General features: G+C 46.2%; 12 protein-coding genes. 4 read left to right on the top strand and 8 right to left on the bottom strand.

Annotated elements, in window-relative coordinates:
- Positions 1-541 precede the first annotated feature (541 nt).
- Both HLM86_RS08815 and HLM86_RS08810 read right to left on the bottom strand, forming a co-directional pair.
- On the bottom strand, positions 542-1,108 hold the full coding sequence (locus HLM86_RS08815) for a hypothetical protein (protein WP_170882616.1): 567 nt from the start codon (positions 1,106-1,108) through the stop codon (positions 542-544).
- A 168-nt stretch (positions 1,109-1,276) separates the two neighbouring features.
- The gene (locus HLM86_RS08810; RefSeq protein WP_076590186.1) at positions 1,277-1,966 is read right to left on the bottom strand and encodes a flavin reductase family protein; all 690 of its coding nucleotides are present in this window, start codon (positions 1,964-1,966) and stop codon (positions 1,277-1,279) included.
- A 236-nt stretch (positions 1,967-2,202) separates the two neighbouring features.
- Here HLM86_RS08810 and HLM86_RS08805 point away from each other — a divergent pair, with 236 nt between their 5' ends.
- The gene (locus HLM86_RS08805) at positions 2,203-3,081 is read left to right on the top strand and encodes an AEC family transporter (protein ID WP_076590187.1); all 879 of its coding nucleotides are present in this window, start codon (positions 2,203-2,205) and stop codon (positions 3,079-3,081) included.
- Here the strand turns inward: HLM86_RS08805 and soxR are convergent.
- The gene (soxR, locus tag HLM86_RS08800) at positions 3,049-3,519 is read right to left on the bottom strand and encodes a redox-sensitive transcriptional activator SoxR (RefSeq protein WP_170882615.1); all 471 of its coding nucleotides are present in this window, start codon (positions 3,517-3,519) and stop codon (positions 3,049-3,051) included. The genes HLM86_RS08805 and soxR overlap by 33 nt on opposite strands.
- 163 nt (positions 3,520-3,682) lie before the next feature.
- Here soxR and HLM86_RS08795 point away from each other — a divergent pair, with 163 nt between their 5' ends.
- Positions 3,683-4,891 carry an MFS transporter gene (locus HLM86_RS08795; protein WP_170882614.1) on the top strand — a complete coding sequence of 403 codons (1,209 nt, stop codon included), beginning with the start codon at positions 3,683-3,685 and terminating at the stop codon, positions 4,889-4,891.
- Between the two features lie 431 nt (positions 4,892-5,322).
- Here the strand turns inward: HLM86_RS08795 and HLM86_RS08790 are convergent, their stop codons facing one another.
- From HLM86_RS08790 to lamB, 4 genes are all read right to left on the bottom strand, one after another.
- A complete protein-coding gene (locus tag HLM86_RS08790; protein WP_076590190.1) occupies positions 5,323-6,168 on the bottom strand; it encodes an MBL fold metallo-hydrolase in 846 nt (281 codons plus the stop codon).
- Between the two features lie 457 nt (positions 6,169-6,625).
- Positions 6,626-8,536 carry a methyl-accepting chemotaxis protein gene (locus HLM86_RS08780; protein WP_170882613.1) on the bottom strand — a complete coding sequence of 637 codons (1,911 nt, stop codon included), beginning with the start codon at positions 8,534-8,536 and terminating at the stop codon, positions 6,626-6,628.
- A gap of 725 nt (positions 8,537-9,261) precedes the next feature.
- Positions 9,262-10,101, bottom strand: coding sequence for a MalM family protein (locus HLM86_RS08775; protein WP_076590193.1), 840 nt, complete (start codon positions 10,099-10,101; stop codon positions 9,262-9,264).
- 114 nt (positions 10,102-10,215) lie between these two features.
- A complete protein-coding gene (gene lamB / locus HLM86_RS08770) occupies positions 10,216-11,460 on the bottom strand; it encodes a maltoporin LamB (RefSeq protein ID WP_076590194.1) in 1,245 nt (414 codons plus the stop codon).
- A gap of 440 nt (positions 11,461-11,900) precedes the next feature.
- Here lamB and glgX point away from each other — a divergent pair, with 440 nt between their 5' ends.
- Positions 11,901-13,856 carry a glycogen debranching protein GlgX gene (glgX, locus tag HLM86_RS08765; RefSeq protein WP_254868784.1) on the top strand — a complete coding sequence of 652 codons (1,956 nt, stop codon included), beginning with the start codon at positions 11,901-11,903 and terminating at the stop codon, positions 13,854-13,856.
- 94 nt (positions 13,857-13,950) lie between these two features.
- On the top strand, positions 13,951-14,817 hold the full coding sequence (locus HLM86_RS08760; RefSeq protein ID WP_170882612.1) for a glycerol kinase: 867 nt from the start codon (positions 13,951-13,953) through the stop codon (positions 14,815-14,817).
- Between the two features lie 47 nt (positions 14,818-14,864).
- On the opposite strand, the gene HLM86_RS08755 is transcribed toward HLM86_RS08760, so the two are convergent.
- A complete protein-coding gene (locus tag HLM86_RS08755) occupies positions 14,865-23,012 on the bottom strand; it encodes a T1SS-143 repeat domain-containing protein (protein WP_367947043.1) in 8,148 nt (2,715 codons plus the stop codon).
- Positions 23,013-23,018: the final 6 nt, after the last annotated feature.

Below are 23,018 nucleotides of genomic sequence, written 5' to 3'. Positions count from 1 at the left end.
GATGACCTGAACGATTCCCCCACTGTATGGCGTTTTCAATTTGCTCGCCCGCCACGTTGAATTTTAACGCATCATGACAACCAGTAAGAAAGCCGAAAATAACGATCAAAGGACTCAGTTTTGTTAGCTTGATGTTCATTATTGTACCTGATTGAGACTTAAGTTTAAGACAGCGAGGTGGCGTCTTAGACTCATCACATCGCAACAAGCTAACGTTATCTTTTCAATGCCATTATTTTCCTCATCCTACAAAATTCATTGTAAAGGCGTAGAAAAGAGGGATGAGTAAGAAAAAGCGAATCTAGATCACAGTTAACCGCTCAACCCGATCGAAAAATTACCCCAGTTTAACCCGTTCAGTGAGGAGATTAGCAGTTTGTCACCGTGCGAATGAAAGGATGGTAAGAATCCAACAAATGCTTTTAATTTGAAAAATAAGATCTTTTGCACAAAATGGATGTGTTTAAACATCAATCCATGATGTTTGGAGAGAGCAACCACTCTCCCATATCGTTGATGATTGAGTGGCAAAAGGCTGCGTTTAGCCTTTAAGCTCTGGCGAGTACTGATAGTTCGCAATCTGATCGCCAAACATCACTCGAATATTAAATGGTTGGCTGGTATCTAGACCGTAAGTCGCCAGTTTTGAATCGTTTCGCCACAGTCGCGACGGGTAATCCATACTTGGCACATCTCCAACCGCGTCAAAAACGCCGGTTTGAATAACGTCGCCTTGCTGAATTAAGTCAACCTGATAAAAGTCACGGCTAACAGAGTTAATCGTCTCACCGTAAACACGAACAATAAAGGTGCCATTTTGGTACATAGAGCCTAATTGTTTGTTCCGAGCTTCAATCTGATCTTTTGACCATTTTTCTTTCAATGCCAAGTATTGAGCCTGACCTTTGGATTCTTGCACTGACACGTAATCGATGGATGTGATTAAGGTCTCTGGCTGAGCAAAGTCTACGCTAAAGGTCATTTCATTGACTTCAATGCCCGACGGTTTGTTGAGGTTGTATTGATCTTTGCTGACAGATTTTTCTGTGCTCTGACAACCTGCAAGTGCGATCAGGACCATCACACTAATGCTAGAGCTTTTAAACATGACGACTCCAATAACTGATAGATAAGTTATAAAAGCGCATGATTATACATAGGATATAGTAATATAAAAGTCATTTATTGACCTAAATTATGCTATCCAATGATGGGCTCGCGCGGTGACACTCTACTTCACTACATAGGGAATCGTGTACGCTTTCTGAACATCACGTTAGTCAATTTCTGCTTTGATTGCTGCCCATGAGGAAGGGTCTCCTTCGCGAGTCAGCGGATGAAGCTCAGACGACGTTTTGGCGTAGCTCAGTCGATACAATCTTTGTGTCACATGATAGCTATCCAACCCTGAAATAGTCACCAAATCCATGGCCTCCATATCAATATAACCATCAGGCTGGACCACATGGTCGGGCAGCAGTAGAGTCTCAATTTCACCGATAATCAGGGACGTTCCGTTACATGAAAGTTGTGTTTGCTCTCGCAACTTCAGTCCGATTTTTATCGGGCTTTCGAGTACGAACGGCGCAAAAAAGGGCTCACAGAAATAGGGGGTTAATCCCGTTTCATCAAATTCGCTTTGATCTCGCGCGTATCTCGCAGACGTTTGATGGGCCGCACTCACGATCTCTGAATGAACAGAGTTGATCGTAAAACAACCCGTTTCGTTGATATTTTCTAGCGTATGGCGTTCGCTCTGAGGAGGACGAGAAATAAAACCCAGTAGAGGTGGATTGGAACCCAAATGGATGACAGAACTGACAATGGCTAGATTGACCTGTCCCGACCGACTTTTTGTTCCGATGAGATTGGCACTTTTAAACCCCGACAAGCTGTTGACGAGATGCGCTCGTTTCCGCGTATCTAGCGCCAATAACTGGGCCTTACTAAACGTTTTATCTTTCATAATCGCCTTTAAGATAGTCTACCCACCTGAGAAATTCGATGCAGGTTTGCCTCATCTTTACACTTACGGTGGCCGACACACAGAGATCAACGTCAAAGCAAGTATTCGTCACAATACATGAAAACCCAATGCCATAACAAGTTTGTCTTGGGTCCGCCACCGTCGCCCGAAAATAGGCTATTTTTCCACAGATAAATAGGATAGATTGAAGATAAGAACCCGTCATTGAGAGAATTATGTTTGATCAGATTGCTGGAATTCTGTTCCCTGTTTTTGCGTTAGTCCTAGTCGGTTTTTTGGTTGGTCAATGGCTAAACCCTGATTTTCGTCCGATCAATCGGATCAATATGGACGCATTCACGCCTGCTTTGGTATTTTCATCACTGGTCACTATGCCGCTGGACACACAGCAATTGCCTTTACTCAGCGCTGCTCTGATTGCCATATTGCTGCCTGGTATTTTGATGTGGCCGACATGCAGACTATTGGGTTTGCGCTTTAAAGCGTGGGGCCCACCTCATATGTTTCGCAACAGCGGCAACCTTGCTATCCCACTGTTTACCTATACGTTTGGTGACAGCGCCCTCGCGCCCGCTGTTTTGCTTTTTGTGATTTCTGCCTGTATTCACGTCAGTTTGGGCTTGGCGCTGCTTAGCTCTGGGAATCTTCTCAAACACGTTCTTCGTATGCCGATTTTTCTGGCCGCCGCCGCCGCTCTCACTCTTAATCTCATCAATGTTGAGATCTGGCAACCCTTGTATCGGGCAACCGCTTTACTCGGACAAGCCGCCGTACCGGTGATGTTGCTTTCACTCGGTGCCCAGATGTGTCACATGCGCACAAGCGGTTTAAAAATAGGCATAGCCTGCACCGTTCAGTCACTGCTGACAGGTGCCGTTGCATTCGGCCTTATTTATCTGTGGGTTCCTTTGCCAGCCAACCAACTGCAAATGATGGTGTTATTTACCATGCTACCTCCGGCGGTGATGAACTACCTTTTCGCTGAACGTTTCCATATCGAGCCCCAAAACGTAGCGTCAATGGTGTTATTTGGTAATTTTTTCAGTCTCTTTACCTTACCTTTACTGCTTACCTTCGCCTTGTCCTTGGGTTGACCATTCTTCTGGGTGGGTCAGCATGGTTTTGCCTTTAAATGTCTCTGCTCGGATATCCTTTGGATTATACAGAACGCATGAGTCCAAGGATAAACAACCGCAACCTATGCATCCGCCCAAATTATCTTTAAGCGCACTGAGCTGACGCATTCGATGCTCAAGCCTGTCTTGCCAGCCAACCGCCATGCGTTGCCACTGCTCACGATTTGGCGCCTGATGCTGAGGCAACTCAGACAAGCTCTGGGCAATGTCGTCAAGCGTTAACCCCACTTCTTGAGCCGCTCTAATCACCGCGATACGCCGAATAACACTACGATGATAACGACGCTGATTCCCCTGATTTCGCCAGCTGAAAATTAAGCCTTTCTGCTCATAGAAATGCAAAGCAGACACCTTGATTCCCGCCCGTTTAGCCACTTGCCCGACGGACATTTCCATAAGCTCGTTTCCTTAATTGAATGATTACTATCGAGATACGCCTGTTTGAGAAAACAACGCCGTTGATCGCCATTCTAGAATACCTCAAAAAAACGCTTTACCTCAAGTTAAGTTTAGGTTTTAGAGTGTCGGACATTCGTATGCACAGATAAGGACAAGAAACATGTTGGCAAGGTTAAAAAGTAGAACGATTCCCTACCTAAGTGGTCGGTTCTTTGATGGCATGTCATCAGGACTGTTTATGATGGCATTACCTTGGATCATGTTAACCACACCAGGAAGAGGCGCCTTTGTCGCTCTACTCGCCTTATCTTGTACATTGATGTCTTTTCTCCTTACCCCAGTCTTTTCAGTGTTAATCGATAGGCGTTCACGAAAGTCCATCTTAGTCTTGGTTCAGGGACTTCAAGCCATCACGGCTGGTTTGGTTTTAATCACGACTTTGTTTGGTGCTGATTCCTTATGGCTACTGAGCTCAGCCCAGTTGATTTTCTGGATATCAAGTAATCTGGGCTGGCAGACAAACAACGCCTTCACCCAAGAAAACTATGACCCTCACGAGTATGCAGATATCTCAGGTAAACAAGAAATTATTATGCAAGTGACGACATTAGGTGCTGGGGCACTCGGGGTGGTCCTGTTGCAAACATGGGGAATGCTAGAGTTTTCCGCCTTTGCCACTCTCGCTTCAGGCCTATCAACATTAAGCTACCTGTTGACGCCGTACAGACAACAGCTTCGGCCCCCCAAGCAAGGCTCTTCTATTGCTCAAATCAAAGAAAGCAAACACATTTTTGGCCAGACCCCCCAGTTTTACGCCTTCGTCATGTTATCCGCAATCAGCTACCCTGTTGCCACTTTTTTAAGCAAACTCGTCCCTATCTGGTTCTCAGAAATGGGCATATCTGGAAGCTGGTTTTCCGGCTATTATATCGCCTTCGGGATCGGTTCGCTCTTTACTGGCGTGTTGGTTTCACGAGTACTCAAACTGTTGCCCCTCCAAGTCACCATGTTGTATTCCATGGGCTTGTCCTGTGCCATGCTCTTGGGAATGAGCTTTTGTGCCACCCCCGCCTACTTAATGATTTTTATACTGTTTTTTGGCACCTTTAACGCTATGAATAGAATCGCTCGAACAAACTGGCTGCATCACACCATAAAAATTGAACAAAGAGGCCGAGTTGAGGGTGGGTTACAGATGTTTGCTACCATGGTCCAAAGCCTTAGCTATGTTGTGATCGCTTTTCTCAGTCACTATGGCCTAACACAATATGGTTTCCTACTTGCCGCCATCGCTTTGGGCGGAGCGGTACTTCAAATGGCCCGCTTGAGCAAGTGCACCCATTTAACGCCAGTGATGGACACCCAGTAATGCGGGAAGGTAGAACATCAAAAAATGCGCCATTTCAAACAAAACGAACGAGGGCACAGACCATATTCGCTGAGCCCCTTATCGGATAGGCAGAATATCATTCCCTGCGAAACCAAGATGACAAGAAAGGAAAAAGGCCTGTCGAAAGGCAGGCTAATCCCCTCAGAAGGGCCAGTATTTTCTGAAACTAGGTTGGCTAGAGACTCAACAAGCTTTGAGTGAGATGGGGAAACCTTATCATGGCCTTACCTGAACGGATCATTGATGATCTATCTTGATTAACAACAAAGCACGTCATTGATCGTGTAGCTCAAGGTGTTTCTGAACACTAATGGTTGAGAATCTTGTGCCATTCGATAGTGTTACCCAGTAAGCTTGGTAAGGAAATTTAAGCCTTATCGCTAGGTTCAACACGGTAAGCCTGTTTATCATCAAATGACCACACTGCGCCCTGTTGGAAAGTGTTCAAGAGAATCACCGAGTACGCCTTTTAATATTTGATAGGCTTTCATACCTGTACAATGCCCAGTATAGAACTTATCGATGGGATAAGTGAGCATGGTTTCACCCATTGACTCAATGTCTTTCTTTGTTCCACCAATGCTATTAAATAAAGGTAATCCGACCAAATGAAACCCACCGACGACAGCCTTAATTCTAGTGTTTGGGAACTGTTCAGTCGCCGTTTCAATCATATTGAGCACTCCGCTATGAGCACAACCAGTAAATATGATAAGACCATCCTCTTCTTTGATGACTAAAAGTAATTCATGATCAAAGGTGTCGGGTTTACAGCCATCACCTGAATCAGTAAAGAGATATTTATTACCTTTGGGCTGTTCATACTTACGGCTCAAGCTTGTAATAATAAAAACATTGGGTCGTATCTCAGTCATTTTATTAATGAAGATGAAGCGATCACCCGATTTTTTTAATAGTGTTTTGTCAAGGCCTACGTTACTTTTGAAACCAAACGCCTTGAACCTATAATCAGTTTCCGTACATTCACGGAAATAGACCGGTGCCTTACAATTTCGATCAAGGAAATGAGTGACGCCATTACAGTGATCATGATGACGGTGCGAAATAATTGCGGCATCTACCTCTTCTATTTTAATATTTAATAGAATGGCATTATCACAAAAAGCACTGCTGCTACCCGCATCAAAAAGAATTTGTTGCCCCATCGTTTTTATATGAAAGGATAAGCCTCTTTCAACCTTAAGATCTGTTCTCTCATCTAATCGAGTATTATCAATCAACGCTGTCAGTATCATATTTACGTCCTAAACCATTGTTTAGGCGAGTCTACTATAACTGAGTTTACATGCTTCATTATTTACACTCGGCAGTGAATTTCACGCACTAATTAACATCCATTTATTTACACAGGTCACTGCCGTATTTGATAATTTTATACTTTAGGGTGGCGTTGTTGCCTAAGTGAGTTGAACCTTTTGCAAATCCCGCGATACAAAGGACTAACAAACGGTACACTGAGCTTGAGGGGCTACAACGCTCATGTGGGTGAAATCATGGCGCATGTCAACGCTATATACAAAGTCATAGGGCTAAGTATGCCCGTCAGAAGCGAATGGCTGGTCATATATGGCGTCGTTGATCTTCAAGCTGATTTGATCAACAACGCCCCTTACATACCCTAATCTTTTACCGCAGTCGTCAATGCACACGACGACCTCGTGTGCATACTTGCATCGTATTCCGACCCTCTTGCTAGGAGAGCTTAAATCGATTCACTATCGTGGTCAGATTGGTATTAATATCCGCAATGCTTTGTGCATCTTGCAGTGCTTGCTGGCCGTTAGTATCCAGTTCACCAACAATATCGTTTATTGCGCTCATATTACGGCTCAGTTCCTGTGTCACACTACTTTGTTCATCAGCCGCAGTGGCTATTTGGGTACTCAGATCATTGATATCGGTCACAAAATCCGTCATTACGTCAAGGCTTTGCGCCACTTCTCCGGCCCCATCGGCTGTCTGACCACATTTGACTTTGGTTGAATCCATAGAATCTACCACCGACTGGCTTCCTCTTAGCAAACTTGCCAAGGCTGATTCAATTTCTTCGGTACTGTCTTTGGTTCGACTAGCAAGATTACGGACTTCATCAGCGACAACGGCAAAACCGCGACCTTGTTCACCAGCCCGCGCGGCCTCAATCGCGGCATTGAGGGCTAACAGATTGGTCTGCTCTGCAATGTCGCCAATCACACCGAGAATGGTATTAATCCCATCGGTCTCAGCGGCCATCTTATTGACGTAATCTGACGCTTGGCTCACATCATTGACCAAATCCTGCACATTATTCTGTGCCTGTGTGACGGTCTGCTTTGATGCCGAGCCCGCATCGTTGGCTTTCTGTGTCAACTGAGCGGTATTCGCCGCATCCGTCGCCATGGCATCCGCAGTAGAGTTCATTTCTTCTATCGCGGTTACCACTTGTTCGGTCTCCTGAACATGGTGCTGTAAAATCGACGAATTACGCTCACTCTGCTCTTTCATTCGTGCCACGCTGCCATTCAATTGATTGGCGGATTCGCTGATCTCCAACATCATAGATTGAAGGCTAGCAATGAACTTATTGACGCCTTCCGATATTTGTCCAAGATCATCATTGGTGGTCACCGTGATACGCTGTGTCAAATCCCCATTGCCTTCACTCAATCCTGCAATGGTTTCTTTAAGCGCTAGAATGGGCCGATACAAAACCTGAATCACCACTAAGGCGATCATAATACTGACCAAAGTTGCAACGACCGCCGTTACAATAGCGGCTTGCTTGGCCGAAGTAAGGTTAGCAAACGCAATGTCTTTCTCAATACCCAATACAAAGTACCACTTTTTCCCAGCGACATTGATTTCGTGAGAGAAAAACAGTTTATCAACGTTATTCTCTTGGCCATCATAGACAATATCATGTTGACCAATCGCTTCCTGTCCCACCCGATTTAGCCACGGGTACTGAGACGTTTTATGGCCTGCTTTCACGTCCGTCATCGAGGAAGCAAGAATGGTGGTATCGTTGTTTAAAATGACCGCAACAGTACCAGGTATATCATTGGTGCTTTTGACAATCTCATTAAGAAAGTCCAATTTCATGTCAACAGAAATCATCCCACTCAGTGTTTTACGTACGATGGAAACCCAATAATCCCCTTCTTCACTTCCAGCATAAGGCTCGGTAATGACCGTCGTCGCGTTTTGCCTTGCGAGTTTGTACCACCCTCTGGTTGTGACATCACCATCAAATTTATGATTGGGCCAAGTTTTGGCCGTCTGGTTCCAGTAAGCATCACCATTTGAAAACGCCAAAACTGAACTGTTGAGGTTTGCCGCATTGGCCACCATGTGAGTAAAAGCGACAAAGTCATCTCGCGAACCTGTGATTTCTTTATCAGAGTAGTACTGGCCCAATTTTTCTAATCCACCCACTTTTTCCGCTAACTGACCAGAAATTTTTTGCGCCTGACCTTTTACATAGCTCTGATTTGAGACAGTAATTAAATCCACCAAGGTCTGTTCTTGCTTGACGTAAGCTATGTAGCTAGACACCGACACTGATACCACCACCAGCGCGATAATCGACATGAGCAATAACTTCTTAAAACCCAAATTTCTCATCTCTCTTGTCCCTTTAGATAATGACTTATTCAACGACAGCAATGGCAACAGCCAAGATTGTAACTTGAGCTAGATGCCCACCTAATATACAAGTTTATTAATAGATTGTGGTAGTAATATTAACAAAACCCAAAAAAGAGCAACATTTAAACAACAAAAGGCCGCGATATTCTCTGATTTTCAGGCACAAATGACACTCTTTAAGGGAAAAAGCTTTTCGAGCATGAGTCATATCAACACCTAAATATGCAACAAGGCTAAAGGGATCATTCCATGAAGGGTTAGGGCGTGGTGTGAGAAGACGCCAACGCATTGGCTCTGGATATCAAAACTAACACCGTATGGGTGAATAACGAAGAAAAGGGGAAAAGGCGTTTTTACGGTTATCGCCGATGAGAACGCGCCATAAAAAAGTGGACATCAGTGCCTGTACTTCACTGGAAAGTCACACTCTATTCAAAGTGATTGTTGCGCGCAGGCAGATAACCAATGATATAACCACAAAGTTACCCACCTCTGAACAACAGAGCAAAGTGGCAACAGAAAGGAATGAAACTGGGGTTGCTATTCGTCGGCCGCGAATGGGGTTCTGCACACGCCCACTCATTAGATCAAGACCGTCTGTTTATCATCAACACCACCGAGGATCTCAAGGCTCAGCGGCCGTTTATACCAAAGGCCACCGCTCACGATGATGGCCAGCGGTGGCTTTTGTAAATAAAGAATTAATGGTTTGAGTTCACCGCCTTGATAAACACCTCTTGTGCCCCTGAGACACCAAGCGTTTTGGCTTCATCCAAAAGACCGATGGCTTTGTTCAGGTCATTGGACTCTACAGCCGCTTTTATCGCTGTGTGATAGTAATGCTGAGTTTGGAGCTGTGGTGCTTGACGAATATTGGCGTCCTCCGGTTTGAGTATAGCGGCACTGGAATCGGCAGAGTTCGTCTGATTGAAAAGGGCGCTCCTATCCATGGCCACTTCAATTTGGCCATACGGTGAGTTGCGCAAAGCGATATCTTTCATCTCTGGTAAATAATTGCCTCGACCTTGAGCATCCAATCGTGCTGGATGGATAACAAACGTTGACTCATTCAATTGCTCCTTATCCGCATAAATAACGAGGTAAGCCATATCTAAGTCCACCGGAGGGAAAAAATCTATCTCCGCCATTAAACGATTCCCCAAGTGAAAACGAGGCTTTTTATACTGGAACATTTCCGCACCATAACGCTCTATCTCACGACCTTCTCTATCGAACACAACGGCACGAGGGACAAAAGCCGTTTCTTTGATAAAGCTGGTAATGGTCAGTGAAAATTCTCCGCGATTGGTTGGCAGCTCGAACACGGCGACCGGGCCATTGATCCCATCCAATTTCAATGACTGCGATTGAGGTGTAACATCCACCTTGACTCGACTGGGCAACGTCATTTTAATCGATTGCAATGCCGCAATCGAATTAACCTGCTTTGTCTGGGTGGTCTGAACCTGTTCAATTGGCTCGGCGGACTGACAACCCACCAAAACGGCACAACCGCTCAAAACAAGGGTTCGAAAGTACATATTGCTTTCCTTAACTATGGTTTTCTAGATATTCACAACGTTTGCTCGATACTCACAACCACTATTTTTCTGTCAGCCGACCCTTTTCAGCTGACAGAAATAGGCTGGAATGACTTACCACCAAGCCTCAACTTGAACACCCACTACATACTCTGAATCTTCCCCTGTACCAAAGGCACTGTCATTCTCTGTATCGGTAATGTACGAACCATAAACTCTTAATTCGGGACGTGCCCAAAAACTGTCACCCATTGCCCAGCCTTGTGCAACGGTTAGCTTGGTGTTGCCGAAATCTTCTGTTGCCGTGCCAGAGGCATTGATTTTCTCACCTTGGTTGACTCCGACCTCAAAGGTGGTTCGCATGGTATCATTCCATTTGTACATTGGGCGTACCACGACGGAGAACTGATCGATGTCAAACGTGTTATTCGTGAAATTACTGTCCGAGTCTGTTCCTCCAATATCAGAACCCCCTAAGTAGGCGAGCTGATGCCCCATTTCCCAATGTTCACCAAGGTTAATCACCCCCCAGTTAATCAATCGAAAGCCTGACGCATCATTATAAGTTTCATTGCCCCGTGCATAATAAGTACCCGCCCCCCAAAAATTGGCGGCTTGTACACCGTACCCATTGGTCCCGAATTGCAATACGGTTTGGTTGAAGCCTTGCGACATGTTCTGATGCACAATAGCTGAAACAAGCATGCCGTCATCGGCGGTTTCTGTCCCATCGGCGGTTTCTGTTGCGAAATTGTAGGCTAAGGCCAACTCTAGAGACGCATCAGACCAGAGACCAATATTGGCTAAACGCGTATCTAATATGTAACCCGCAGATTGTTTTACATTGTTGGATGTCACCTCACCGTCCTGAACCAAGGCGACAGAAAGCTTTTGATTGCCAATAGAAAGGTTTTCAATACCCCCACCTGTCCCTGACGTGTTCAGGTAATAGAAGTCCGTGATATGAATATCTCTTCTTTGGTAATAGGTTTTACCCGCCCACATCGTCGCTTCCTTATCTGAAGCAATCAACCCTTTTGCTTTTACGGCGAACTGAGCAACGTTTATGTCCCCGGCTTCCCAGCCAGATGACCCTTTATCATCCCCTTTCGCCAGCATAGATTCGACAGCCCAAGTCTGTTCACCCGCTTCCAACTCTTCAGAAAAGCCAAACTCATAGTAATTGTCATTTTCATTACCCAAACGCCCAATGCCATTTTTATTGACTGAGACATCACCGCCAGTGTTATCACTGATTCCAGTGCCCGCACGAAAGTACCCATTAAAATCGACGGCATAAACCGAACCCGCTGCCATTGTCGCAGCCACCGCAACTGCAATTGCGCTCATTTTTTTCATCATTCACTCCATTGAGGGGGTTATTCTTATTGTGTCTCGCTCTTTGGGTCGAATGAGAAGGCAGTAAACGACGTCTTCAAAAAGTGAGAAAGGCTGAACTCGAGGCAATCATTGGATATCGCCAGTTTCATTTGATGACAAGATTACCGATAAGGGGAAAGGCTGACGTCCTCCACCCAACACTTATTCTGGGGGGATGAGAAAGGATGAGAAAATTGGTGGCATTCGATAAATGAAGATGACGTCACACATATTGGGCGGAGGGCGCGAAATATAATTCTAAAAGGGGGTAAAAAAAACCGCTAAGATCAAATTTCATGGTCAACCTTAAGCGATTTATGAAAAAAAATTACACTTTAATTTCACTCAAAGGCGCTTGATCTTCTTGATGCAAAGATATTTACTTAGGTGTAGGCCATTCAATCACATGCAGAATATTAATGACGATGCTACCCTCATGCCCCTATCCGCTTGGCGCAAACCTTAATCACCAAGGTTGTTGCTTCTCGATCCATTCTCCTGCGAATAAAAACATCCAACTTGTGCTGTTTGATCAAGAGGGGGGATATGACACTTTTCCTATGGAGAGCGAATACGGCGACATCAGACACACGCACATTGAAGGGGTTAAAGCAGGACAAAAATACGCCTACTTAATTGAAGATAACCAAACACCCTATTTGATCTCGGACCCCTACGCAAAGTCATTAGACACGTCGCTGATCTACACTCCCCCCTTTAGCCCAGAGCAGAGTTTTGAATTAGCAAAATCCGTCGTCATAGACACCTACTTCGATTGGCAAGAGGTTGAAAAACCCAATCGGCCGCGTGAAGAAATGATCCTGTTCGAAACCCATGTCAAAGGCGTCTCTATGCTGAACCCAGATGTGGAAAGTGATCTCAAAGGGCGCTATTTAGGTTTGGCCAGTGAGCCAATGCTGGCATTTTATCGTGAACAACATATCAATACGTTACAACTTTTGCCCGTCGCGGCTTGCATGCACGAACCTCATCTTCTGAGTATGGATATGGTCAATTACTGGGGTTACAACCCTTATGTCTTTATGGCTCCAGATCCCAGATACGCAGAATCAGACGCAGTGACTGAACTTAAAACCGCCATTCGTGAACTGCATCGCAATGGTATTGAGGTCATTCTTGATGTCGTATTTAACCACACCGCCGAAGGCGGTGAACAAGGGCCTATTTTTAACTTCAAAGCACTTGACGAGCACTACTACTTTAAGCAAGAACAACACTATGCCAACTATACTGGCTGCGGCAACACACTGGATTTAACCCATCAGCCCAGCTTAAATCTGGTGATGGATAGCCTCAGGTACTGGGTGGAAGAGTATCATATCGATGGTTTTCGTTTTGACTTGGCTGCCACCTTAGGTCGCGAAGGCAGTCACTTCAACCCCAACGCCGCTTTTTTCAAAGTGGCCGCTCAGGACCCAATACTCAAGACAGTGAAACTGATCGCTGAACCATGGGACATCGGCCCAGATGGGTATCAAGTCGGTAATTTCCCATGGGGTTGGAATGAATGTAATGACAGACTTAGAGACGTCACTCGTAGCTTCTGGCGCGGAGATCATGGGTATCTAAAAGAGTTTGCCACACGAATAATGGGGTCTCGTGATCTTTACAGTGCGGCCAATTGGCCGTTTAAACTGACGGTCAATTATGTGACTTATCATGATGGGTTCACCTTACAGGATTTAGTGTCGTACCGACAAAAACATAATCAGGCTAACGGTGAGCAAAACAGAGACGGGCATGGTGACAATCGCTCAGATAACTATGGTGTTGAAGGTGAGACTGAACACACTACCATTATCGAAAAGCGCGAAAAACAAAAGAGAAATTTTATCGCAAGCCTACTGTTTGCGTTCGGAATACCACACATTTTAACCGCAGATGTCCTCTCACATAGTCAGAAGGGTAACAATAATGCTTACTGTCAGGACAATGAATTGAGCTGGTTGAGTTGGCAAATGTCCTCGCAAAAAGTGGCCTTCAAAACGTGGTTGGCGGATATGGTAAACGCTCGCCAAACCTATATGGTTCCATTTATAAAAGCATTCAGTGGCGACAGCCGAAACGATAATCGAATTTCGTGGCATCGTGTCGACGGTACATTTATGGAACATGATGACTGGAATCGGCTGAGTTCCGTCGCTCTGCAATTAGGGATTGGCAAACAAGGCGATTCGCTCTTTTATTGCATCAATCAAACCAATGCCCCCGCTCGTTTCTCCCTACCCAGTGAAAACCAGCAGCAGTGGGTCATGATATGTAATACTGACAATCACAAACTCCATCAAACCATTGATCAAAAGCAAGTCCTTATCGCCCCTTGTTCCATGGCTATATTTCACTCACATTGCTAACTGATGACTTTTGGAGTGATGGCGCATGATTGACAGCATGTCATGAGTCGCGTCATCATCACTAGGGGTAAACAAGCCAATCAAAGGAAGTAAGATGACCGATAAACTGTCAACAACGGCGTTGGCTCGCTTACGTGGTCTGGAGGCTAAACAACTCTTTCAAGATTTAAAACGGGCAGGCTATATCAAACGCATGGAAGAGGCATGGATCTTAACCGATCTAGGGGAACGTTGTGGCGGCGAATATGCCCAGCATCACCAATATGGGCAATTCATTGTCTGGCCGGAACAGCTTCATATTGAGGCTGGTGCGCTCGGTGCGTTACCACTTAGCGCAACCCAACTCGGCGAACGCTTCAAACTGAACGCAAAAAAAATCAACCAATTGTTTCAAGAATTAGGCTGGATAGAAAAAGCCCATTCGGGTTGGAAAGTCAGCTACCATGGGTTGAAAGCAGGAGGCTCTCAACGACTGGATAAGCAAAGTGGCAAACATTTTGTTGTCTGGCATGATTCTGTTGTCCGAAACAAACACCTCAAACAGTCAGTAAAGGAATTTACTGGCCAAGAGGCTCACTCTCACGCAACGGATCGTTCTATTTCGAATTTTCGCCAGAAGTTTGAAGCCAAGCATCGAACACTGGATGGCCATTATGTACGTTCCGTCGGTGAACTGAAAATCGATAACTGGCTGTACATGAACAATATTGCCCATGCTTATACTCGGCAACTGCCAATCGAAGAGAACATCTTGAGTGATTTTTACCTTCCCAGTGGCAAAGTCTATCTACACTACTGGGGAAAGGACAACGGAGACTTCACTGAACAAGAGAAACGAGCACTGAAATCTGTGTATCACGACCACAACTTCGACTTAATCGAAATTGAGGCGGAGGATATTGAAAAACTCGACGAAGTCCTGCCGAGCAAACTCAGAGAGTTCGGTATATCAGCCTATTAAGTGACCACCCCTCCTAAGGCGGGGTAGTCACTGATAAGCCCACTCGATTATTGATCGTGCACGATAATATGCTGATCCAGCAGGGTCGATATAATCTGTGAAGAATCCATACTATGGAAGTCGAGCTGCTGGCCAAGATCTTCAACCACTATCGTTTGCTCTCCATTTCCATCGCCACTCGGATGTATATTGAGTTCGATATCATTGCCATCAACCAGTTTAGCGTCAAGATGAGATAGCAGGGTTTCCATGTCGACGTTAGCGTCTTTCAGCTCAGGGAGTACCTCACGCAAGTCAATTTTATCGCCTTCATCGATGCTAAAATCGGTAATGGTATCTTTTGCTCCCACCTCGATTTCATGCCAGACAAACGTATCTTCTCCCGTTCCACCCGTTAAAATATCGGACCCTAATCCCCCTTGCAAAATGTCGTTGCCCTGACCTCCAATCAAAGTATCGTCGCCGGCGCCACCCATCAGGGTATCATCGCTTTTCCCCCCTTCAATCCGGTCATCTCCCTCGCCTGTAGTAAGCTCAACCCCTTGATCGCTGCCTAGCAACCACTGATCTTCCGTCGACGCAGCAACATCAATATCACTATGATCATTGGCAATATTCAGACGAATATCAATCGGTTCTGAACTTGCGGATGTGCTGTCTGTCTCGGTGGATACCGCGATCATTTGAATGGTATGGGCACCTTCTGGAGCGCCTACGATAGAGACGCTATCAATATCATCACTAGGCACAACAACCTTGCCATCGATAGGCGATAGAGTTCCCGAAGACGTGTTCACCAAGGCACCCGCTGGCAAGCCAGTTAGCTCTAACGTCAACACTTCATTAATGTCGGTCAAGGCTGCGATCACCCCCATGAGAGCAATACCATTGTTGCTCGCGCTTAGGCTAGCATTAATGTTTTTCACGAAGTGATGATCCGGCGCCAAGGAAAGGCTTGGCGTATTCGCGATAGGCGTAATCGCAATGGATTTTTGTGTTGTTTCAGACATCACCATACCCGAAGGGTTACCTGAGTCTGTTGCTGTTATGGTTAACATAACGTTATCTGATGTTGCATGTGTAGCATCAAAGGTGACCCCAGTCCCTGCCGACGGTGAGTCGAGTAAGGCATTCAGTTCGCCGAGCGGACCAACTAATGTAATGATCTCGCCTGAAGACGGATAGGCAGTGATTAATGAGTCTTGTGGCAACATCACATTAAGCTGGCCAAAGTCGACACTCAACATCACTGTCATCGAATCATTTGCTAACGCATTAACATAGTCCACATCACTGACCGTAATGCCACTGATGCGTTGTCCAGACGACTCACTGATCTCAGATGTGATGGCATCCACGTCAATATCTGGCTTGTCATTAACCCCGACCACTTTCAGGGAAACCGTACCAGAATCCTCAAGGAAATCATTCTCACCATTGGTGGTGCCTTGGTCTTCAATTGTGTAGCTCATTGCCACATCACCATTGAAGTCATCCGCCGCTTTAAACGTCCAAGAAACCCCGTCTAGGTTGAGCGTCAACGTACCCTGTTCTTCTGGAACAGAGATGGCGGTGATCGTCAGTTGATCTCCATCAATATCTTTGCTTGCCCCAATTAACTGAGCCGCCGTAATTTGCAGACTGCCTTCTTCTTCAAGCTGTCCCAAATCCAGATGGCCAGCTTCCGGTTTGTCGTTGACTTCTGAGACATGAATAACAAACGATGATTCATTCGTATTCGCTGTGTCCAGATTCGCCGCATCGGTCACACCAACATTGCCTTTGTCATCAATATGAACCGTGACTTTGACACCATCGGTATCGATCAAATCATTGCTGTTTTCTTCTGGCCTAAAGGTGACTAAGTCCTGAGCAATAGCAGCGTTGATATCAGTGACCTTGCCCGAGATAGTGATCGATTGACTCAAGCCGTCCACTGAAACATTCAACGAGTGGTTGGCAGCGATAAGTGTATTTTGCCAAATCTGGCCGCTGTCGACCGTGAGGGTCAGGGTATATATTGCCTCTGGATCATCCAAGCTTGAATCGACATCCGATACCGTGAAGCCTTTTATCACCGCATTCGTCCCTTCTGCCGTTTGCAGATCAGCAAGATGATGAAATTCAGGACGGTCATTGACTGCCTCGACGTCAATCGCCACATCAAAGCTCTGATTCGTCGTTGGCCCCAAATATTCATTACCCTCCGCATCTTTGTCCACTGACTGCACGGTAATCGTCAGGCTGTTTTCATTCCAAGTCCCTTTGTTGTGGTCGCCGGAATTAAAGACGATCTTATCCAATTCCTGAGCATCCACTCTGAGTTGCCATTTACCATTGCCCATATTAGTGGCCAAAGTGGCACCATCCGGATAGAAAATCATCGCACCGTCAGGCACTTTGTCTACCGTAATCAGCAAGGTTTCTGGTTGGTCTTGCTCGGAATCGCCTGATACAAGGCTCGTTTTATCGACAACACTCGCTTCTATTACAAGATCAATATTCTCCCCTTCAAGGCCTGATGCCGTATCACTAGGATTAATATCAACGACATCGCCCACCGGTGTGACATCAAGAATGAACTGACCATGGTGCGCGGTTGGCTGTTGCAGGATCTGCTCTTGCGTGAATACGGTAATACCGATATCCACACGACCACTAAAATGTTCCGCAGGCCGAATTGCAATCGCCGACAAATCTATCGAGTTCACACTTGGATTTGTCAACTGAATGACCCAATCACCACCGCCATTATTCTTGACGACAAAATCAAGTGAGGTACTGGTGACGACAAAATCTTCTGGCACTCCAGTCAGTTGTGCAGAAATGAACTGCTCCGAGCCATCGGTATCATTGAGCGCAATCGACAAACCATGCCCAGCAGACGTCAGCGAAATCGCGGTGTCCTCGTCACCCACGACCACGATGTTGTCTGTTTCTGTCGGCATAGAGACAGGATCCAAGACTGGTATGATGTCGACGTCCACATTGTGGCTAAATGTTCGCTCACTGCCAGTGTTAGACACTTGGTCGGTACCGGTATTATCAAACACGGTTTGATCAACCACGGTGCCCTTAACCACAAACGAGATGGCATTACCAATGCTGTCGCTAGGGTAGTTCTCCTTAGCAACAAAATACACACTCTCCAAGGCGGCCTGAATCGCCGCAGGATCGGTGGAATCAAACACCAACACACTGCTGTCTGGTTGAATGGGGTCACCGTTAATATCAGCAAAATACCCTTCACTCGGATCGGACAGCGAAATTTCAACTTTAGTGAGTATTTCCTGACCTTGCTCGCTCTGATTCCGAACATCCGCCAAATCAATATCAAACGCCAACTTGATCAATTGATCTTCGAGTCCTTGTGTATCCAGCGGTTTGCCTGTTCCTTTTTCAACAGTCGTTGCGCTTAATGACACATCTGGTTGGACATTGCTATCAAGAGGCTGACCTTGTTCGCCTGTATCTGGTGCCACATCAACGACGGGTGTTACCGCGACAGGAATCATCACTTCAACGCGATTCTCATCGCCAGATCTTTGATCGGTCGTGACGACAGTGACCGGCAAATGAAAATCACCTGCGTAATCTTCTGGAAGTTCTAACTTCAGTCCATGAGGAATGGAAAGACTTCCATCTGAGTTTACCGTCGCCTCAAACAAGTAAAGGTTATTGGCAAAATCATATTGCGCTCCAATCACTTTGAGTCCGCTCACCTCAGAGGGAATATCGTTCGGATCAATCACCAGAGTCAGCTGATCAACAACATGATCGGCGCTGCTGATATGATTCTCATCGAGACTTACCTTAAGCACGCCGTTTATCTGCTGACTCAACTCAACATGATTATCTTCAACGCCAGTGATCACCGCTTCTGGTGTCAATACCTGCTCTATCACTGCCGCTTTACTCTGTTGGTCCGCCAGATCGCTTGGGAATGACAAATCAACACGTGTCGACTTCTGGCTAACAGGGCCCCCCTCCAATTCATCACCCTTGTCATAAACCTGAGCAACAAATTCCACGGTTAACGTACTGCTTTGCTGACCACTTTCATCGATATATTTTAAACCTGCAGGAGCGACAATACTGAATTGTTCGGTCTCGGTTACGGTCCAAGAGCCATCACCATTATTAAGCGCTCCTGAAACGAAAAGCTGATCCAGTTCATCGTCTGATAGACCAATAAAACGGACCACAACCTTTGTTACCACTTCCTCTGAGCTTGGATCCAAATCGTCAAAAACAATCACATTCGCATCACCCTTGGGGTCGTTAATGGTAAAGTCGATACGGCCATCATCCGCATTATCAATCGAGGCGACCGCGGCACCATTGGCTTTGACGTGCAGTGTACCGTCACTTTCAACAATGGGTTTCACCACAAGCGTTAACGTCCCCGAGACTTCTTTTGAATAGACACTGCCATCGTTGCCGTCCGCATCCTGTTCTTGTAACACTAATTGGCTGTTTAAATTCATATCCACGCTGGCGTCTTCAGGTGGTTTCACACGAATCTCTGGCGGATTGGTGTTCTCATCTAGGCCTGTAATGGATAAGGTGTTCGTCGACGTACTGTAAACCGCATTACCACCGGTATAATCAGCAATAGCGACACCATCAATTAAAATCTCAACATCTTCGGGGAAACCTGAAATCGTAATGGCAGAGACAAACTCATGATCACGGCCATTGGTGTCCTCGGCGCTATCGGGATGCTCTGCCTTTGGCAAGCTCCAAGGAACCAGTATAAAACTGTCTTCATTGCCTGAAGCCGTGCGGTGATATGCATTGTCCTCACCCCCTCCATCAATGACTGGCAACACTTTGATAAAGAGACTACCGTCCACCTCCCTGACATGGCCATCACTTTCTGTCACGATGATTTTGGTTGAGATACGAATGTCTTCCGTTGAATATTTAGAGGGTTCTAGGGTAATCCCTGAACGATATTGCGCCTGAGTAATGTTCGCCTGATAAATGGGCCCATTAGCATCACTGCCTACGTACACTAAATCAATCACACCCCCATTGCTGTCGTAAACGTCAACACCTTCGGGAATATCCGAGAGCAAGACCGTGAGGGATTCAGAATCATCGTTAATGCCGTCTTTTATTTCACCAGAAAGAACGGCAAAACTCAGCTCAATGCTTGAGTTTTCATTGATGATAGCCTGCACACCAGCATGACCATTATCGTCAGTGTGACGGTACCAAGTGTCCATCTCCGCGCCCGTGTCAGGCACTTCAGGGACATCATGAATGTAAGGGCTGTCTGCGACTCCTTTTACCGACACATTAACGGTTTTGCTCGGTCCCATTTCGCGTACGTCCGTCACCTGAGAGCCATCCCCCAGTATCGCGCTATCTTTGACCACACCAGTCGCTTCAAACGTAAAGTTTTCATTTGAGTGAAGTGGCGGTTGAATCTCAACTTTATTCAAGTCGGATTGGGCGATTTCATAATAACGATGACCGTTATCATCGGTGATCACAGGAAGCGGGTTACCCGTGCTCACCCAGCGCACTTCAAAGCCTGTTAGAGCCTGCCCGTTTTCGCCCGTAAAATCTGACAAACGAATATATAACGTTTCCGAGGTATCGTCTGGCGTGTCTATGTCTTGCGTCGAATTAAGCGTAATCACTTTATCCAGACTAAATACCTGATGGTCAGTCTCTGGGTCTAAGGTGTTTTGGCTCGCCGCATTATCTTCAAAAATGGCAATTCGATTGACTGAAAAGTGGCTGTCATCGGCACTCGGGGTGACATTAAAAACCAACGCCTGAGTCTCGGAAACTACCGATTGTTTACCACTGAGCGCGTTGTTCATTTCGTAGCTGTAGACGCTGGCATCCAGTTTGATTGAGCCAGAGAAATTATCCCTAGGATCCAGCTGAACACTATTGATCTCTTCCGCTCTTATAAGATACACACCCGGCCCTGCCTGAGCGATGACATTGCCTTCCGCATCAAGGAGGTCAAATTCCCCTGAACCTTGTGTCACTGTCAACTGATACACGAGTGTTTCAGGGCTACTGTTGTCTTGTGTCATGGCCCTAAGCTGTAACGTCTGGTTACTGCCATCCTCAGTCAAATCATACTCATATGTACTATGAGCATCATCCCAACTAGCAATATCTGCCACACTTTCAACTTCAATATTAAAACTCGAATTGATCTTGTGGTCGAGCACACCATTATTATCCACTTCCAATTGGTAGTTAACTTGGATACCTGATTGGTTCGTCGCGTAGTTTCTATCGGGGACAAAATACAGGTTACTGATGGTTGAGATCTGATCACCATTGGCATCGATGATCGATGACTGTTCGATCAACGCACCATCAAAGTATATTTTTCCTCGGTTGTTTGGCTCTAACTCGACATATTGACGCCCGTCAAAGTAATAGAATGTGCCGTGATGTTCGCCCGCTTTAATGGTCATTCCGCCAATGGACTCATTGTTATCCGCATCATGCAGATTGACTTGCAACAAGACCTGCGCGGGGTGATCAAGATCAGCAATCCCACTCTGGTTGTCGTGCGCATTAACCACATTCACCACATTCGGGTTGTCAGGAGAATAATCTATCGAAGGATCTCGCCCAGCATCCTCGAATGTCGTCACCTTGAGGCTGATTGCCGTGGCTTTTTTATCGGTTATGGTCAAATCGACCTTGGCCATTGAGGTGTCTTTATCACTGTCCGTTGCTGTGACATCAACGCTGAATTCAAACTGGTCACCATCATGTTCAAGATTATCAACCGCTTTAAAACGTATCGCTCCATTTGAATGGACTTTTAGTTCACCCAGCTCCCGACTATCACGATGACCGTTACCTGCATCATATTCCTCATAAACCGTTATCGTCTGACTCCCTGACTGGATCGAAACACTATCAAGATATTGGCCACCTTCACCGCCAAATTTAATCACCGACGTTCCATTGGTGGTCCCTGAGATTTCGGTTATCACTGCGCCATCCGCGCCTTTGTCGGTGGCGGTATCAAACATATTAACTTTCTTGAAACCAGAGCCTTCTACTCGTGTTATGGCGCGATCAGTCAGCAGAGGGACATCATCAACAACCGTGATTGGCAACGTAATGACGTCTGATTCATCACCGTCGTAATCAGTGGCTTTAATCGTGAAGTCAATCTGGACACTGTTATCTTTCGCACCGTCAGGGTGATCTAAAGGCTTCAGTAATTCAAAGTGATAACGATTTTCATGGGAATCGAACGTGATCTTGAACACGGCTTCATGGCCACCCTCGGTCATCGCTGTGTAAGTCAGTAACGCACCATTCGTTTGCACCCCTGCCCACTCTAAAGATTCTCCATTTGCAGACAGGCCATCGAGTATGTCGTTTACGTCAGTCAGTCGATATTCAGCAACTCCGTCGGCCCCTTCGGTAATAACAAAGTCTCCACTGATGAAGGTGTCTTCTGAACGGTCTGAACCTATGCCTGCGAGGTCGTCTTCATCCACTGAGGTTTCACCGGACGTGCCGCTCAGTGTTGGCTGATCATCAATAACTTCAATCGGCAACCGAAAGGCTGGAGAGGCGTCGTTATCACTATCAATCGCGACGACGTCAAACGGAATCGTTAACGTATCACTATTTAGCGCGTGGTCGAGGGCTTGGATTTGGGTATAGGTATACTCACCTTTATCAGAAAGGACTAAAGTAAACACCAATTCTCCTCCTGCCCTCCCCTGATAGGTCGTCGCCCCTGCAACGCCATTGACTTCCGAGATAATGATTGTCTGACCATTGGAGGTTAGGCCCACTTGAGTGTCAGAGATATTGACTAATTCATAAGCCACCACACCATCAGCACCTTGTGCGCTTTCAAAGCTGCCGGAAGCGACCGCGACCACGCCGGAGTGATCGGAGCCTACCGCGGTGTCATCTTCATCAACAACAAAAGTGCTCGATGGTGCGATAGAGAGAATGGTGGGGCCGTCGTCACCAATCGTGACGGGCAGCGTGATGCGGCTGGTGTCACCGTCTTGATCACTGGCCACCACGCTAAAATCAAGGCGTTGACTGTCGCGGTTGGGAGCATGGTCAATCGGCGCGCTCAAGGCAAAGGTGTAGCTGCCGTCGGGGCGCAGGGTCAACACAAACACCTCACCGTCGTCGCTGGACGCGGTGTACGTCGCGACGCCATCGGCCGCCACTGACTC

This window comes from Vibrio ostreicida (assembly GCF_013074385.2).
GTDB classification, from domain to species: domain Bacteria; phylum Pseudomonadota; class Gammaproteobacteria; order Enterobacterales; family Vibrionaceae; genus Vibrio; species Vibrio ostreicida.
Note: the sequence above shows the minus strand (reverse complement) of the source record. Positions and strands in the feature narration are given on the sequence as shown.

Coding starts and splice junctions, on each gene's coding strand:
- HLM86_RS08815 (WP_170882616.1), bottom strand. CDS start 1,108: ATGTTTAAAAGCTCTAGCATTAGTGTGATGGTCCTGATCGCACTTGCA.
- HLM86_RS08810 (WP_076590186.1), bottom strand. CDS start 1,966: ATGAAAGATAAAACGTTTAGTAAGGCCCAGTTATTGGCGCTAGATACG.
- HLM86_RS08805 (WP_076590187.1), top strand. CDS start 2,203: ATGTTTGATCAGATTGCTGGAATTCTGTTCCCTGTTTTTGCGTTAGTC.
- soxR (WP_170882615.1), bottom strand. CDS start 3,519: ATGGAAATGTCCGTCGGGCAAGTGGCTAAACGGGCGGGAATCAAGGTG.
- HLM86_RS08795 (WP_170882614.1), top strand. CDS start 3,683: ATGTTGGCAAGGTTAAAAAGTAGAACGATTCCCTACCTAAGTGGTCGG.
- HLM86_RS08790 (WP_076590190.1), bottom strand. CDS start 6,168: ATGATACTGACAGCGTTGATTGATAATACTCGATTAGATGAGAGAACA.
- HLM86_RS08780 (WP_170882613.1), bottom strand. CDS start 8,536: ATGAGAAATTTGGGTTTTAAGAAGTTATTGCTCATGTCGATTATCGCG.
- HLM86_RS08775 (WP_076590193.1), bottom strand. CDS start 10,101: ATGTACTTTCGAACCCTTGTTTTGAGCGGTTGTGCCGTTTTGGTGGGT.
- lamB (WP_076590194.1), bottom strand. CDS start 11,460: ATGAAAAAAATGAGCGCAATTGCAGTTGCGGTGGCTGCGACAATGGCA.
- glgX (WP_254868784.1), top strand. CDS start 11,901: ATGACGATGCTACCCTCATGCCCCTATCCGCTTGGCGCAAACCTTAAT.
- HLM86_RS08760 (WP_170882612.1), top strand. CDS start 13,951: ATGACCGATAAACTGTCAACAACGGCGTTGGCTCGCTTACGTGGTCTG.